General features: G+C 58.2%; 15 protein-coding genes. 13 read left to right on the top strand and 2 right to left on the bottom strand.

Translation table 11 applies throughout. The features are described 5' to 3' along the window. The first annotated feature begins 13 nt into the window (after nt 1–13). The 5 genes from BQ9846_RS13490 to BQ9846_RS13470 all read left to right on the top strand — a co-directional run bounded on the left by BQ9846_RS13490 (nt 14) and on the right by BQ9846_RS13470 (nt 6,182). Entirely contained in the window at nt 14–550 is a 537-nt protein-coding gene (locus tag BQ9846_RS13490; RefSeq protein WP_075881463.1) for a hypothetical protein, read from the top strand. Nucleotides 551–672: 122 nt separating this feature from the next. Next, complete coding sequence (terL, locus tag BQ9846_RS13485) at nt 673–2,361, top strand: phage terminase large subunit (RefSeq protein WP_144049429.1); 1,689 nt, start codon at nt 673–675, stop codon at nt 2,359–2,361. Between the two features lie 12 nt (nt 2,362–2,373). Continuing rightward, nucleotides 2,374–2,895, top strand: a complete 522-nt coding sequence (locus BQ9846_RS13480; protein WP_075881461.1) for a DUF2829 domain-containing protein — start codon at nt 2,374–2,376, stop codon at nt 2,893–2,895. 6 nt (nt 2,896–2,901) lie between these two features. Beyond that, nucleotides 2,902–5,052: a portal protein gene (locus BQ9846_RS13475; protein WP_075881460.1), complete on the top strand. Its 2,151-nt coding sequence runs from the start codon at nt 2,902–2,904 to the stop codon at nt 5,050–5,052. A 2-nt stretch (nt 5,053–5,054) separates the two neighbouring features. Then, nucleotides 5,055–6,182, top strand: coding sequence for a coiled-coil domain-containing protein (locus BQ9846_RS13470; protein ID WP_075881459.1), 1,128 nt, complete (start codon nt 5,055–5,057; stop codon nt 6,180–6,182). A gap of 347 nt (nt 6,183–6,529) precedes the next feature. Here BQ9846_RS13470 and BQ9846_RS13465 read toward each other — a convergent pair whose 3' ends face one another. Continuing rightward, nucleotides 6,530–6,964 (bottom strand): type II toxin-antitoxin system YafO family toxin, encoded by a 435-nt coding sequence (locus BQ9846_RS13465; RefSeq protein ID WP_075881458.1) that lies wholly within the window; start codon nt 6,962–6,964, stop codon nt 6,530–6,532. Next, nucleotides 6,957–7,502, bottom strand: coding sequence for a hypothetical protein (locus BQ9846_RS13460; RefSeq protein WP_075881457.1), 546 nt, complete (start codon nt 7,500–7,502; stop codon nt 6,957–6,959). The genes BQ9846_RS13465 and BQ9846_RS13460 overlap by 8 nt, the downstream gene beginning before the upstream one ends. Nucleotides 7,503–7,782: 280 nt before the next feature. On the opposite strand from BQ9846_RS13460, the gene BQ9846_RS13455 reads away from it, so the two are divergent. Genes BQ9846_RS13455 through BQ9846_RS13420 form a run of 8 tightly spaced genes read left to right on the top strand, consistent with a single transcriptional unit; the run spans nt 7,783 to nt 14,414 of the window. After that, entirely contained in the window at nt 7,783–8,916 is a 1,134-nt protein-coding gene (locus BQ9846_RS13455; RefSeq protein ID WP_075881456.1) for a phage capsid family protein, read from the top strand. A gap of 60 nt (nt 8,917–8,976) precedes the next feature. Then, the gene (locus BQ9846_RS13450) at nt 8,977–9,318 is read left to right on the top strand and encodes a hypothetical protein (protein WP_075881455.1); all 342 of its coding nucleotides are present in this window, start codon (nt 8,977–8,979) and stop codon (nt 9,316–9,318) included. Nucleotides 9,319–9,321: 3 nt separating this feature from the next. Beyond that, a complete protein-coding gene (locus BQ9846_RS13445; RefSeq protein ID WP_075881454.1) occupies nt 9,322–10,062 on the top strand; it encodes a phage adaptor protein in 741 nt (246 codons plus the stop codon). Continuing rightward, on the top strand, nt 10,062–10,676 hold the full coding sequence (locus tag BQ9846_RS13440) for a hypothetical protein (protein ID WP_075881453.1): 615 nt from the start codon (nt 10,062–10,064) through the stop codon (nt 10,674–10,676). Before BQ9846_RS13445 ends, BQ9846_RS13440 begins: the two co-directional genes overlap by 1 nt. Beyond that, nucleotides 10,663–11,109, top strand: coding sequence for a hypothetical protein (locus BQ9846_RS13435; protein WP_075881452.1), 447 nt, complete (start codon nt 10,663–10,665; stop codon nt 11,107–11,109). The genes BQ9846_RS13440 and BQ9846_RS13435 overlap by 14 nt, the downstream gene beginning before the upstream one ends. After that, entirely contained in the window at nt 11,106–11,744 is a 639-nt protein-coding gene (locus tag BQ9846_RS13430; protein WP_075881451.1) for a hypothetical protein, read from the top strand. The genes BQ9846_RS13435 and BQ9846_RS13430 overlap by 4 nt, the downstream gene beginning before the upstream one ends. Before the next feature lie 3 nt (nt 11,745–11,747). Further along, nucleotides 11,748–12,575, top strand: coding sequence for a hypothetical protein (locus tag BQ9846_RS17120; RefSeq protein ID WP_075881450.1), 828 nt, complete (start codon nt 11,748–11,750; stop codon nt 12,573–12,575). A 12-nt stretch (nt 12,576–12,587) separates the two neighbouring features. Next, the gene (locus tag BQ9846_RS13420; protein WP_075881449.1) at nt 12,588–14,414 is read left to right on the top strand and encodes a hypothetical protein; all 1,827 of its coding nucleotides are present in this window, start codon (nt 12,588–12,590) and stop codon (nt 14,412–14,414) included. Nucleotides 14,415–14,457 lie beyond the last annotated feature (43 nt).

Here is a 14,457-nt window from a genome sequence, read left to right as displayed (position 1 = left end):
CCGAGCCTTGTCTATGCCGTTCGACCCGAAAGAAATGACCCAGGCCAATCTTCAGAACATGGAGATCGACGCCGACCTTGGCGCGGTTGATCTGCCCAGGATCACGGCGCAGCAGCGCTATTTCATTGCCGCGCGCGTGGGCGGGATGAACGTGGCCCAAGCGGCGAAGGAAGTGGGGTGCCACCGCGATGTTGGCTATCGCTGGGAAAAGAAGCCCGAGATACAGGCCCACATGCGGCACTACGAGGAGGAGTTCACCAAGCAGGTGTTGCCCCGTATCCAGTTCACCACGGAAACGGCGCACCAGATGTACATGAATGCTTACCACTCGGCGGGCACCAGTGCCGAAATGACCCGCGCCACGGACTCACTCGTCAAACTTCACGGGCTGCTCGACAAGCCGGAAAGCGAGCGGGCGTTGCCAACTCATGCCAAGCAACTTGAGGGGCTAAGCACGCAGGAGTTGCTGCGCTTCGCGTCCATCGGCATGGATACCTTGCGCCCCGGTGAGGTGTACGACGCGGAGTACACCGAGGACGAGGACGAATGAGTTACAAGGAGCCTCGCCAAAAGCGGAAGGTGGCCAGCGGCAAGGATCGCAAGGTTCACACCAGCCCGTGTGCGAAATGTGGGCAGCCAACCCCCCGCACGCTGTTGAAGGAGAAGGTCTGCGTGACCTGCCGCGCGGACGAAGCGACCCGTCGAGCCGAGGCAGTGGGCGAGGAAGCCAGTGCCGAGCGGCAAGCGCAGCAGCGCATGGAGCGCCAGAAACGTGAACGTCAGGAAATGTACCGCCAGAAGCAGGAGGCGGAACAAGAGCGGGCGCGGCGGGAAGCGGAGCGCAAGGCCAAGGAGCAGGAGGTCTTCAACCAGCAGGAGGAGGCCAGGAAGGAGTTGGCCCGCCGCCAACTGGCCAAGGATCATTTGCTGCCGTTGGTGCTGCGTGTGAATCCCGACTATATGCCGGGATGGGTGCATAAGGACATCTGCGAGCATCTGGAGTGGTTCAGCAACGCGGTGGCGGCAGGCCAATCGCCCCGGCTGATGCTGTTCGTTCCACCAAGGCATGGGAAATCCGAGATTGCGTCGCGTATCTTTCCCGCGTGGCACTTGGGGCGTAACCCGTCCCACGAAATCATTGCCTGCTCGTATGCCGGTTCTTTGGCGAATGACTTTAGCCGCAAGGTGCGCGGCCTTCTGCGTGAACAGAGCTACCAATCGGTGTTTCCTGACGTGGGGCTAGCCAAGGATAGCCAGTCGGTTGAGGTGTGGAACACGAACCACGATGGTGGTTACGTAGCGGCTGGCATCGGGGGGCCAGTGACCGGAAGGGGCTGCCATTGCTTAATTATTGATGATCCCATCAAGAACCGGGAAGAAGCGGAGAGCGACGGCACCCGCCAGTCGATTTGGGACTGGTACACCTCAACGGCCTACACCCGCTTGGCCCCCGGTGGCGGCGTGATTATGATTCAGACCCGCTGGCATGATGACGACCTCGGCGGGCGGTTGCTCCAGCAGATGGAAGATGGCGAGGGTGACGAGTGGAAGGTGGTGAAGTACCCGGCCATCGCCGAGCATGACGAGTTGTTCCGCAACCAGGGTGAGGCGCTTCACCCCGAGCGTTACCCGGTGGAAGCCTTGGAGCGGATCAAACGCACCATTGGCCCGCGCGACTGGTCGGCGCTTTATCAGCAGAACCCGGTGGCCGACGACGGGGATTATTTCAAAAAGGAGGATTTTCAGTGGTACCGCCAGCAGGACTTGCCGCCGCTGGAGGAGCTGAACTTCTACACCGCCTGGGACTTGGCCATCGGGCAGAAGGAACAGAACGATTTTACCGTGGGTATCACCGTGGGCGTGGATCGCAAGGACAACATCTACGTGGTCGATATTCAGCGGGGCCGGTGGCGGACGCTTGAGATCGTCGAGAAGATGATCGAGGTGCAGAAGGTGTGGCAGTCGAAGATCGTGGGCATCGAGCGGGGCCACATTTTGATGACCATGGGGCCGATCTTGGAGAAGCGGATCCGCGAAACCAAGACCATGATGCCGATCGAGGAGCTAAAGCCGGGGCGACAGGACAAGATTGCCCGCGCGCGGCCAATACAGGCCCGGATGCAGCAGGGACGGGTCTTTTTCCGTCGCCACTGTGACGCCACGCTTGCGCTCCAAGCCGAAATGATGCGCTTTCCCAACGGTACCCACGATGACATGGTCGACAGCGCAGCGTGGCTGGGGCAGCTTCTATTGCTCTTTACCACGACACGGGAGAAAAAGCAGCCGCCAAAACGCTCTTGGCGTGATAAACTGTCTAAAACTATACGCACGGCGAATACTCGTAGTGCGATGACTTCGTAGCGAGGTGTTTTTATGCAGCGGTATATCGGTACAAAGCTGATCAATGCCAAGCCAATGAATCGGCAAGCCTACAACGATTTTCGTGGCTGGGTTTTGCCAGACGATGAAGACGGTGCCGACGAAGGTTATTTGGTCGAGTACATCGACGGCGGACAGCCCAACACCCATGAATATGCTGGCTATGTTAGTTGGTCGCCCAAAGAGGTGTTTGATAAGGCATACCGACCTGTCGTCGGGATGACATTTGGTCAAGCCATTGAGGCGCTGAAGGCTGGTCACCGTGTTGCTCGCAAGGGATGGAATGGCAAAGGTATGTGGTTGGTGCTGGTTCCTGGAACGCTTGACGCCCAACTGAGTGAAGGAACGCCATACCGCGAGGCGCTTGGTCAGCCGTCTTGTGAAATATTGCCACACATTGATATGTGGACAACCAACAGCGAAGGCCGACGCGCCATGCTGCCCGGTTGGCTTGCGTCCCAAACCGACATGCTTTCCGAAGACTGGGATATTGTCGACTTGTATTTGGAGGACTAATCCCGTATGGCGAAGACGACCCCACAAACCGGCGACGACACCCTGATTGCCCAGCGGCAGTGGGGTCATTACGTCCGCGCCCGTGACAACGGTCACGCGGATTACGTGAAGATGGCCATCAAGTGCGATGAGTTTTATCGCGGGGATCAGTGGTCAGAGCACGACCGTAAGAAGTTGGAGGACGAAGGCCGACCGGCGATGACCTTCAACTTGGTGCTGTCGACGATTAACACGGCACTGGGGGAGCAGTCGCAACGTGAGATGCAGGTGGGGTTCTTGCCCAAGCGTGAGGCCACCCGTGACGGCGCGTTGGTGCTGAGTAAGGTCGCGCAGTCCGTGATGCAGGCCAACGACTACCACTTCACGGAAAACTTCGTCTTCGCCGACGGCATGATCCAAGACCGTGGCTTTTTTGACGTGCGGATCAGTTTCGAGGAAAACTTGATGGGCGATGTGTCGATCAAGCACCTCGACCCGTTGACGGTGATCCCTGATCCCGAAGCGAAGGAGTACGACCCCTCGACATGGAACGAGGTGATGGTCACCACTTGGATGTCGCTCGACGAGATCAAGACCAAGTACGGCCAGAGGAAGGCTGATTCGGTCGCGTCCCTGGTGAACAGCGGTGAGTATTACGCCTACGACTCCATTCGTTTTGGCACCAACCGCTTCGGCGGTGAGTCGTTTTTGGAGCCGGAGTCGCACACTTACGAGGGTGTCGATGACCGAACTATTCGCAGCGTGCGGGTTATTGAGCGTCAGCATTATCAGTGGGTGGATGAGTATGTGCTTGTTGACCCGGATAGTGGTGACATGCGTGAAGCGCCGTCGAGCATGGGCGAGGAGGAAGCCACGGCACTGGCCGAGAAATACGGCATCCAGGTAATCAAGCGCCCTGGCCGCAAGGTACGTTGGACGGTCACCGCCGACCATGTGGTGCTTTACGATGACTGGTCGCTGTACCGCAGCTTTACGATCATCCCGTACTTCCCGTATTTCCGCCGCGGCAAGCCGTTTGGCATGGCCCGTAACCTGCTCAATCCGCAGGAGTTCTACAACAAGGCCAGGAGCCAAGAGCTGCACATCGTCAACACCACGGCGAACTCGGGCTGGATCACGGAAGACGGCTCGCTGGTCAACATGACCGAGGACGAGCTGTCCGAGAAGGGCGCCGAAACTGGCCTGCACTTGGTATTTGCCCGTGGTTCCACGCCGCCGCAGAAGATCAGCCCCAACCATGTGCCGACCGGCCTGGATCGTATCTCCGACAAGACGGGTATGGCGATCCAGCAGATCAGCGGCATGAACGACGGCATGATGGGTCAAGCCAGTGCCGAGGTGTCGGGCGTGGCGATGGACCGCAAGACTCAGCGCGGTCAGATTCAGATGGGCCAGCCGTTCAAGCACCTTGCGTACTCGCGCAAATTGGTCGGCAAGAAGCTGTTGGAGCTGATTCAGGACTTCTACACCGAGGAACGCACGGTGCATATCCTGCACCCCGACGACCCTGAGCAGCGCGACGAAGAGCTGGTGATTAACCAGATCGACGAAGTAGGCAACGTGCTGAATAACGTGACCGCTGGCCGGTACGACGTGGCGATTACGACCTTGCCGACGCGCGATAACGTCGACGAGGAAGAATTTGCCCAGATGATGCAGATGCGCCACGAAGGCGGTGTCGCTATTCCCGACGACGCGATCATTCGCCGCTCGAACCTTACCGACCGCGACGAACTGGCCGACCGTATCCAGAAGATGCTGGGTCAGGCCGAGCCGACCGACGAAGAAATTCAGATGCAGCAGAAGTTGCAGCAGCTTGAGATTGGCAAGCTCGAAGGCGAGTTGGCCAAGCTCCAGGCACAAGCGCAACAGTCTCAGGCATCTGCCGCGAAGGACATGGCCGCTGTTGAGAAAGAGGGCGGCGGTATGCAGTCACCCGAAATGCAGTTCGAGCAGCAGAAACTTGAGGCCGAGATTGCCCTCAAGCGCGAGGAGCTGGCTACGCGTCTGCGCCTCTCCGGCATGACGCTATCCGCCAAGAGCCAAGGCGAGCAGCTACGCACGGCGGCTGATCTGGCCCGTACCCGTTTCCAAGGTGAAACCCAACTGGCCGCTGCACAGGCCAACCGTTCCAACCCTGCCGAGAAAGGAGCCTAACCATGGCGAAACAGAGCGCTGAGAAAGAGCCGACACCGTTTAACTACGAGGGGCTGTATAACGACGACAACCCACTGGAGAGCCTGGGTGACTTGGACTTGGGCGACGAGGTAGAGCCGAGTGAACCGACCGAACCCGATGAGCCGACTGATGAGGGCCAACCGTCTGAGGGCGAACCGGCTGAAGACGACGCGGCTGAAGGCGAAGCCGAAGAAGAAACGACCGAGGCCGAGGCTGATGATACGACTGCCGAGGACGATGCGGACGCTGATCCACAGGCTGCGGATAAGGATGCTGAGGGCGAAGGTGATCCGGCTGACGCGGAGGCTGATGGCGAGCCCGCCGAGAAGCCCAAGCCGCGCGAAAAGGAACCCTTCATTCCTAAGTCGCGTTTCGACCAGCGTACTGCGCAGCTACGAGCGGCGGAACGGGAGCTAGAGGAAGCCCGTACCAAGCTCCGCGATGTCGAGAGCGCCAAGCAGAAGGCCGAGCGGGAAGCCAACTCGCTGTCGGACGAGCAGATTCAAGAGAAGATGAACGCGGCCAACGCGGCACTGCTTGAAGGCAAGACTGAGGAAGCGACCAAGCTCCAGTCGGAGGTGTTTACTGCCCTGCGCCAAAGCGGTCAGCCGGTGGAGTCGGAGAACACCCAACAGGTTGATCCGAACAAGATCGCTGCTGACGTGCGCGACCAGATGACCTTCGAGCAGACGCTTGAGAAAATCTACTCGGAGTACCCGGCGCTGAACGAGAACTCCGACCAGTTTGACGAGTCGGTCAGCCAGGAAGCGGTGGATTTGCAGGCGTTCTACTTCCAGCAGGGTCATACGCGCGCGGAAGCGACCGAACGGGCCGTGGCGGCAGTGAGCAAGATTCACGGGTTGCAGTCGGCTCAGCAAGAGGCACCGGCGCCGCAGCAGAGTAAGAAGGCCAGCATGGCCAAGCAGGCGCAGCAGCAGGCCAAGCGGGAGAAGGTCAGCAAGGCCAAGAAGGCGCCGCCCGAGACAAGCGGTACCACGGGCCGTACCAGCGAGAGCGCGGATTCCGTCGACGTGGATTCCTTGACGGTGGAAGATTGGGCCTCGCTGCCTGACTCGGTTCGCTCGCGCCTGATGGGCGATGCGTTATAAGGAGTGCTTGCTTTTTACTATCAGCTAAGCGTATAGTATGAGAGTCGACATCGGGTGGTGGGCACTGCGATGTTAGCTCCCCAAAGAATGGGGAGCGTCGACTGACTCTTGTCATGAGTCTGTTTCCTTTGTTTGATTCGATTGTTGTCGTGAAGCCAACCCCGGTTCTTAGGAGCCGGGGTTTTTGTTGTGGGTCGTTTTACACCCTGGCAAGTTTTTCGTACGCGTTTTTATAGCGCACAAAGGATTTTCTTCTAGCGTGCTTTTGGTGATTGCCAGGAGAAGGATTAGCTTTAGCAACTGGTCGACCATCGACGTTGTTAGGTATGAGCACGACCGTTCCCACCTCAGTTTGTATCTCTAAAATCTTGTGCCAATCTTGCTAAATATGCGATTGTTTTGTCATCCCCGGCCAAAGCGTGGGCACTCGGGTAGAGAAAGGCCACTAGGCAATATCTGTCTATTTCCAGCTCGCCTTGGACATACACCAACGCCGCATCTTTATCGGGCTGGCCTGTTGGGCACTTCCGGTCAGCTTGAGGACGCTTCTCGGGAAACTTGCTGGGCGGAATCGCAATGTGGATATGCATGAGTTCCGCACGAAAGGCGCTATGGGGGTGAGTGTACGGACAGTCGTTGCCGAATATATCGGGGACAATTTCTCTTTTTGACTCGATATAATCCCTAAAGGCTTCCACTAGCTGTTGTGTGAAGCCGGGAAATTGGCTATCCAATTCATCAAAGAAGTGCCGCGTCTCCTCTAAAAAGACGACCTCAACCATGCTGCCCCTCTGCCTGCTTACGAATGCCTTGCGACATTATTTTGGTAGCAGTGCTGAGCGCTTCTGCGGATACGTCGAGCGTGTAGGTTTTGGGCACGAACTGCCTCTGTTTGGAGACATGCGCTGCCAATGCAACACGGCTGCGCGCTCTGGCAACAGTGCGTCGATAGCCATACTGCTCAAGGATGGAGGTAACCTCATCGGATACGCTGGGGTCACCCAACACAGTTTTCACATCAGCTTCGATTTTTTTCAACTGATCTACAAAGTTTTCAATCGTCTTGTAGTCGAGGGGCTCTTTCGTTCCGTTTTCAACGTCGACGATATATCGGCTGGCATCGTCTATTACGTTGTCAAAAGAAACCTGCGATTTGCGCACGAGCCTTCGAAAATCTTCATAACTAGGGGTATTAGTCTCCCGCGCATCCAAGCCACCCTGAATCATTCGCCCAGTGGTACTGGCGAGTTCAAAGGCAAAATCGACAAGGTGTTCAACAAAGCTATGCTTCGTCGCCGGGATCATACGTGTGGTGGTCATTATTCTAAGCCTCCCACCCTTGGTTGGTGGACACTGGCGCATTATAGCACGGTACAACGAATACTGTTTTGCGGTGAGCTAACCCACAGCTTGCTCTTTTTAATAAGCTATGCGAATATATAACCACGCATAGTCCACGATACGGGCCAGGGTCGCTCCCTCTAAAAGCGCACTTGCTACGGCAGTCCCCGATACGGACAGAGAGGTTCACAACATGACCGATTTTTTACGCCTAGCGAGTGGCTGATTCCTCGCAGGCAAATAACCAGCGAGGCCAATCATGGCGAAGACGAATTTTGCGGCCCTGACCGACGAGCAAAAAACCGCTTGGGGCATGGATTTCTGGGCACACGCCCGTAACCGCTCCTTTATCAACAAGTTCCTGGGCAAGTCCGCCAACTCGATGATCCATCACATCACCGAGCTGCGTAAGGACAAGAAAGGCGCCCGTGCGGTACTGACGCTCGTTGCCGATTTACAAGGCGACGGTGTGGTTGGTGATAGCCGTCTGGAAGACAACGAGGAATCCATGAAGTCGTTCGATACCGTGATCGGTATTGACCAGCTTCGTAACGCGAACCGCCTCGAAGGCCGCATGGCCGATCAAAAGTCGATCGTCAACTTCCGCCGCCAGTCGCGCGACAAGTTGGCCTATTGGCTCGGCGATCGTATCGACCAGATTGCGTTTTTGACCGCTTCCAGCTTGCCATACACTTGGCATACCAACGGGGCTACGCGCACCGGCTCGAATCTGCCTAATCTGGAATTTGCTGAGGCCACCCCGGCACCGACCACTAACCGCCAGTTTTATCTGGGCGCCGATGGTGACTTGGTACAGGGCACGGGCTTTGACGCACCGGATGGCTCGCTGACGCCGCTGACGTACAAGTCGCTGGTACGCATGAAGGCCAACGCCAAAGACGCGTATCTCAAGCCTCTGCGCTCCAACGGCGGCGAAGATTTGTACATGGTGTTTGTCACGCCGCAGGGCATGGCCGATCTGCGCCTCGATCCCGACTTCATCCAGAACATTCGTCATGCGGGCGTTCGCGGTAAATCGAACGACCTGTTCTCGGGTGCGTCCAGCGTCATGGTCGACGGCATGATTATCCACGAGTACCGCCACGTCTTCTCTAACGAGCAAGCGGCGGACGGTGATCGCTTTGGTGCCACCACGGGTACCGACACCGGCCAGCGTGCCTTGTTCTGCGGTGCGCAGGCGCTCGGTATGGCCGACATCGGCGCGGCTGAGTGGGTCGAGGACGTGTTCGACTACGAGAACGAGCTGGGTATTTCGGTCGCCAAAATCTTTGGCTTCCTGAACCCGCAGTTCAAGGGCAACTTGTCCAGCTACGACACCAAGGAGAACTTTGGCGTCATGGTGTTGGACACCGCGCTTTCCGTCTATAGCTAATACCCCGGCAGGGTAGGCGTTTGGGCGGTGTAACCCACCGCCCCTTTTTGGAGATTACCGATGACGAATTACGTTTCTGACAAAGACCTTCAGGTCGTTAAAAACGGTGTCACGGCGCGCTTTAAAGCCGGGGTAGCTCGCCCTCTGCGTGAATCGCTGGTGGAAGCCGCGATTGGCATGGGCGTTCGACCGGCGGACGGCAAGGCACCGGCGCTACCGGAGAAGGACATCAAGCCGTCGCTTGACCAGATTGCCGAAGCGATCAAGACCATCAAGGCGCGAGGCCGTAAAGAAGACGTGACGGCCAGCGGCGATATCCGCATGAAGACGCTCGAAGCCGAAGTCGGCTATGACGTTTCTGTCGAAGACCGCGATGCGGCGGCGGCACTGATCGAGGGCTAAGCGATGCCGGTACAAGTGCGGGACGTGCTCTCGCGGGCGCAAAAGCTCATTCAAGACGAAACGGGTATCCGTTGGCCATTGCCCGAGTTGGCGTGCTGGTTCAACGATGGTACTCGTGAAGTGGCGATCCACAAGCCTTCCGCGTCGGCGAAAAGCGTCGTTCTGCCGTTGGTACGGGGCACGCGACAAACCATTCCGGCAGGGGCACTAATGCTCTTGCGGGTGATCCGTAACCTCAAGTCAGGCAGCACCGAGAGCAACCGTCTAGGCGGTCGCGCGGTGCGGATTGTGAATCGGGACGTGTTGGACACCCAACACCCCGACTGGCATGACGAGGGCAGTACGGTATTTGGCCCCCAGGTCAAACACTTCGTGTTCGACGAATCCGACCCCACGGCGTTTTACGTGTACCCCGGTAACGATGGTCAAGGCCATGTTGAAGCGCTGGTGTCGCATTCACCCGAGCCGGTGGAGACGACGGGGGTTGATCTGGCGGACTACGCGGTCGATATGCCGCTGCCCGATGTGTACGCCAACGCGGTGCTGGATTATGTGCTTTACCGCGCGTATTCCAAGGACGCGTCGTTCGCGGAGAACTTTGAGCGGGCCAATGCTCACTACAACGCGTTTGCTATGTCACTTGGGCTCAAGATTTCGGGTGAATACACCGCATCGGCGAGTAACGCAGGGCATCATGTCACGCGGGATCGCGTCGGTTCCGCGCCGGTGGGTGGAGGCTCTTGATGCTTGATCTGGGCGAAGAACTGCTGGGCGATGTGTTGATCGCGGTACCGGGTTGCCCCGACATGACCGCCGAGAAAGCCATTGCCCGCGCGGCGCGGCAGTTTTGCAACGACAGCCACGCGTGGCGTGTGACCACGGAATCACAGCCGGTGATTAAAGGGCTGCGTGACGTGGAGCTTGGGATACCGTCGGGCACGACGATCCTTCGCCCGTACTGGGTGACGTTGAAGTATCGCCAGCTGTTGGGGGTGTCCGCGTCGAAGATTACGACCGAGGAAGGCACACCCACGGGCTACGTGATTTCGCCGTCTGGTACCTTGATGCTTGACTGCCTACCGGACGAAACGGTGGTGCAAGAAGCGTTGGTGGCCCATCTGGCGTTGGTACCCAAGCGCGGTGAGTTGGTCTTGGCCGACGAGCTTGAGCCGTTTCTCGACATGATCCAGTCACTTGCCACGGCGTACTTGCTCAGCACACCAAGTGTTGAGTGGGGCAACCGTCATGCGGCGAGCGATATGTTCTCGCTGTACCAGTCAGGGGTGCCCGAGGCACGCCGGTTTGGGCAGCAGCGCAACCAGTCCATTCACCGGACGGTGAAATATGGCGGCATCTGAGGTCGACTTTGTGCTGGTGGACTCGCGGGCGATGCTGCGCGACGTGTTCCCACTGCTCGACGAAGGTACCGAGGCGATTTTTGCCCGGTGCCCTGACGAGACGACCTGCGCCGGTGATCTTTATGCTGCGGCGTTGCGCGGCGAGTGTGAGCTTCGACTGCTCCGTATCGACGAGCGCGTGGTGGGGTTTCTGGCCACGACCACAACGACCAGCCTTAATGGGGATCGGTCACTGTTCGTGTGGATGCTTTACGTGGAGCCGGGGGTACCCAACACGATTGGTGAGGTGGTGACGGAGCTAGATTTTATGGCGACGGAACAAGGTTGTACGGCAGTTCAGTTCTGCACCACACGCCCCGGCTGGGAGCGCCGCTTGGCCCCGCTAGGCTTTCACGCACACAGTATCCAGCTACGCCGGGAGGTGGGCCAATGAGCAAGGGTGGGGATAAGCCTGACAAGCCGGAAATGTCGAAGGCCGAGAAGGCGCAACACGCGGTATCGGCAGCGGAGTGGGATCACTACAAAGAGACTTACGCCCCGCTCGAAGACGAATACCTCAAGGACTCGCAAAAAGAGTTCGGGGATCGCGGGCGTGCGCAGGCATCGTCCAAGGTCATGCGCGAAGGCACTGAGGCCACACGATTGGCGGCATTAGGTGGCGGCGTGTCGACGTCAGCGGATGCTATTGGCACTGCGCTGACGGGCTCCAAGGTCGGCGCGACGCACAAGGCGCAGCTTGAGCGGGATTCACGTATGAGTGGGGCGCTGGGCATTGGCCGAGAAATTGCGACGGACACCAACCGCTCATTGTCGGGGCTCGCTCGCAGTGGGTCGCAAGATGCCATATCCAAGATGCAAAACGACCTGAAGGTGGATTCGGCGCGCAGTGCGGCTCGCAGCCAAGCACTTGGTGCGATTGCCGGGGCTGGAGCGTCAATGTACGCGGGCGGCGGGTCTGGTGGGCGCACGCCGACGGCGGACAACAGTTTGTACACCAATGCGGGGTTGCAGCGCAGCAGTACGCAGATGCAGTCGCAATGGGCACCCGCGCCTAAATACCGGAGGTAGAGTATGGGCTGGGCAAGTTCAGCAACAGGCGGCGGCTACGGTGGCGGCAGTTCTGGTCGTGGTGGCGGCGGCGGTCGCGGCACGGGCTTTGACGGTCGTGATACACCGGGGCCGTCTAACACTCCTGGCGGGCGTCGTGGTTCCAATCTGGGTGCTGACGGTGGCATCGGTCGCGCGTCGCTGGGTCGCCAATCGGCGGGCGGCGGTCGCGTGAGCGCCAATGACAGACTTGGTCGGCTTATTGGCGGGGCCACTGCACCCCCGCCTAAACCGTCAGGCTACCAAGACGATGGTTCCTACCACCTGAACACCAATGTGTCTGACGACCAAGCCAACGACATGGCGGCGCGTATAAGCCGTGAGCAGTTTGAACGCTACATGGAGAGCTTTGCGCCGCAGGAAGAAGCCCTGGCGGATACATTGGATAACACCAACGCGCAAGATGCCGCATCGACGGCCACTGCTGACGCTCAACGTAGCCGCGCAGCCCTTGAACGGATGCGTCAGCGTTATGGCACGTCGCTCACGGGTGGCCAGCAACAGGCCGAAAGCCGCCAGAGCCAACGCTCCACGACACTGGGGGCGCTGTCTGCGCTTAATACCGGGCGGGAAATGGACGAGGATCGTAACTTCAACATAAAAGGGACGATGCTCAACATTGGCAATAACCTGTCGTCGAGCGCCATGGGTGGGCTGACTGAATCGGCACAAAACTCGTCAGCACGTCAGCGGTCGTACCAGCAAGCCAAGGCGCAGCACAGCGCACAAAAATCACAGCAGACGGCGCAGACCATTGGCACGATTGCCACGATTGCTGCGCTGGCCATGTAAACGGAGGGCATTATGTCATTAGGTACCGCATTAGGGTCTGCCCTCGATACGTTTACGGGCATCCAAGAGTACAAGCGCGACCGGCGCCTGGGTGAGCTGAAAGAGGAGCGCTACTCGTTGATGAACGAGGGGTCGCGTATTAGCAACAAGGGTGGTCGTTTCGACAATCGCGTCAAAGAGGTGAAGGCGCGCGTTGCTGAGTATCTGGAGCCTCACTCCAAGCGCGAGGGCGTCGCTGTTGCTGATAAAGCCGAGGAGGCGGTGCTTACTCAAGAAGCCTCTACCGCTGCCACTGGACAGTTGGCAAGACAGCGCCGTTTGGCGGGCGACATTAACCAGTCAAACCTTAATGTGTTGCAGGCGACCGAGGGCGACAGGATTGGCCAAACTCGGGCAGAAAGTCAAAGCGCTATCATGCAGGCTGACCGTGAACGCATCGCCGATGTGCAGGACGGAATCAGTAAGGCGTGGGTTGCGTCGGGCGAAAACCTAGAGTCCGCTATGTCCAACGACTTTTTCATCGGCGGTGTAGAAACGTTGGCGGAGAAGTCGTTTGGTGTAGAAGTTACGGACACCCGTTACGAGAATGGTGGTCTTGTGTTTACCACGTCTGATGGCAAGGAGCATGGGTTTAGCGAAGATGAAGCGATGGCATTTATCTCGGACACCGAAAACATCGCTGGTCACATGGAGAGCGTCGCCCAAAACAATCTTGTTGAGTCTGCTGTTGCCGACGACCTTGCTCGACGGCAAAACGGGTTGGTCGAGGAAGCGGAAACTTCACAAACAGCCATTGAAAGCCTGGATGCCACACGCGACGAAGCCCAAGCGTACCAAGCCGACTTGTCTGCTTTGCAGGAGGAACTTGCTTCTCTAAATGCTGAAACTGAGGGTAACTTCGGCCCACGCGGAAGTGGATTTACCAGCGAACAGCTCGCTCGCCGTGTTGAGCTAAACGAACAGATTGAAGCACTGGAAGAAGAAGGTCGGGCGAAGGGACTCGATCAATTTTCCTTAGAGGAGTATGGAACTCAACGCGGCTCGCTTGTTCGCCGGTTGGGCGAATTGGGGCCACAGGCTCCTGCGGCACCGCCGCCCCAAGAAGGCACCATTGCACAGGATTCCGTTGCGACGACACGAAATGCGCAACGCACTCTCGGCACAGCGTTGGAGCATATGCAGGCGGGCGAGCTTACAGGTTCGCAGATTGCCTCCAACTTACGTGAAACGGGTAATCCGGCGGTTAGCTTGTCGGATCACCGCGCAACAGAAACCGCTGGGCTTGAGCTAGAGAACAAACGCGGCCAAGTGTATAGCGAAGTGCGCGACAATGCGGTCACTGCTGTCGAGAAGCACATCGACGCCCAAGGCGATGATTACAAACCAAACACCAACGCTGGGCAGGTTGGCGTTCAGGTTGACGGCTTCCTGGCGGACAACCCGGAGTTTCTCAGCCGTCTTAACACGGCGCGTGGCAGGCAAGTCATGGAGGCGCTGGTGGGCGATGCAGCGATCCTTTCATCGGAGTCAGGTGTCCCGGTTAGCGTTTATCTCAATGGCGCTATGCGCTACAGCAGCCCTAATGCTAAGACGGCGATGGTATCTGCCTACGAAGATGACTTTTGGAATAGTGGGTCAGCACCGGATGGTACCCAAGGACGCGAGCTACGTCTGAGGGCGGCGGAACGTGCTGCGGAGCTTGTAGAGACGCGTCGCATCAATCCCACAACCGCACGCACACAGGCAATTTCCGAGATCCAAGAAGGCAGGATACAAGCAGACGGATCACAGCGAGCAGGTTCGTCGCAGCGTCCATCGCTGAGGGCGTTTGGCTACTAACTGAATATACGCAATGCTGATACAATGAGTGGCAACCGCCACT

This window comes from Vreelandella massiliensis (assembly GCF_900155385.1).
GTDB classification, from domain to species: Bacteria; Pseudomonadota; Gammaproteobacteria; order Pseudomonadales; family Halomonadaceae; genus Vreelandella; species Vreelandella massiliensis.
This window is presented reverse-complemented; position numbering and strand designations above follow the sequence as displayed.

Coding starts and splice junctions, on each gene's coding strand:
- BQ9846_RS13490 (WP_075881463.1), top strand. CDS start 14: ATGCCGTTCGACCCGAAAGAAATGACCCAGGCCAATCTTCAGAACATG.
- BQ9846_RS13480 (WP_075881461.1), top strand. CDS start 2,374: ATGCAGCGGTATATCGGTACAAAGCTGATCAATGCCAAGCCAATGAAT.
- BQ9846_RS13475 (WP_075881460.1), top strand. CDS start 2,902: ATGGCGAAGACGACCCCACAAACCGGCGACGACACCCTGATTGCCCAG.
- BQ9846_RS13470 (WP_075881459.1), top strand. CDS start 5,055: ATGGCGAAACAGAGCGCTGAGAAAGAGCCGACACCGTTTAACTACGAG.
- BQ9846_RS13465 (WP_075881458.1), bottom strand. CDS start 6,964: ATGGTTGAGGTCGTCTTTTTAGAGGAGACGCGGCACTTCTTTGATGAA.
- BQ9846_RS13460 (WP_075881457.1), bottom strand. CDS start 7,502: ATGACCACCACACGTATGATCCCGGCGACGAAGCATAGCTTTGTTGAA.
- BQ9846_RS13455 (WP_075881456.1), top strand. CDS start 7,783: ATGGCGAAGACGAATTTTGCGGCCCTGACCGACGAGCAAAAAACCGCT.
- BQ9846_RS13450 (WP_075881455.1), top strand. CDS start 8,977: ATGACGAATTACGTTTCTGACAAAGACCTTCAGGTCGTTAAAAACGGT.
- BQ9846_RS13445 (WP_075881454.1), top strand. CDS start 9,322: ATGCCGGTACAAGTGCGGGACGTGCTCTCGCGGGCGCAAAAGCTCATT.
- BQ9846_RS13440 (WP_075881453.1), top strand. CDS start 10,062: ATGCTTGATCTGGGCGAAGAACTGCTGGGCGATGTGTTGATCGCGGTA.
- BQ9846_RS13435 (WP_075881452.1), top strand. CDS start 10,663: ATGGCGGCATCTGAGGTCGACTTTGTGCTGGTGGACTCGCGGGCGATG.
- BQ9846_RS13430 (WP_075881451.1), top strand. CDS start 11,106: ATGAGCAAGGGTGGGGATAAGCCTGACAAGCCGGAAATGTCGAAGGCC.
- BQ9846_RS17120 (WP_075881450.1), top strand. CDS start 11,748: ATGGGCTGGGCAAGTTCAGCAACAGGCGGCGGCTACGGTGGCGGCAGT.
- BQ9846_RS13420 (WP_075881449.1), top strand. CDS start 12,588: ATGTCATTAGGTACCGCATTAGGGTCTGCCCTCGATACGTTTACGGGC.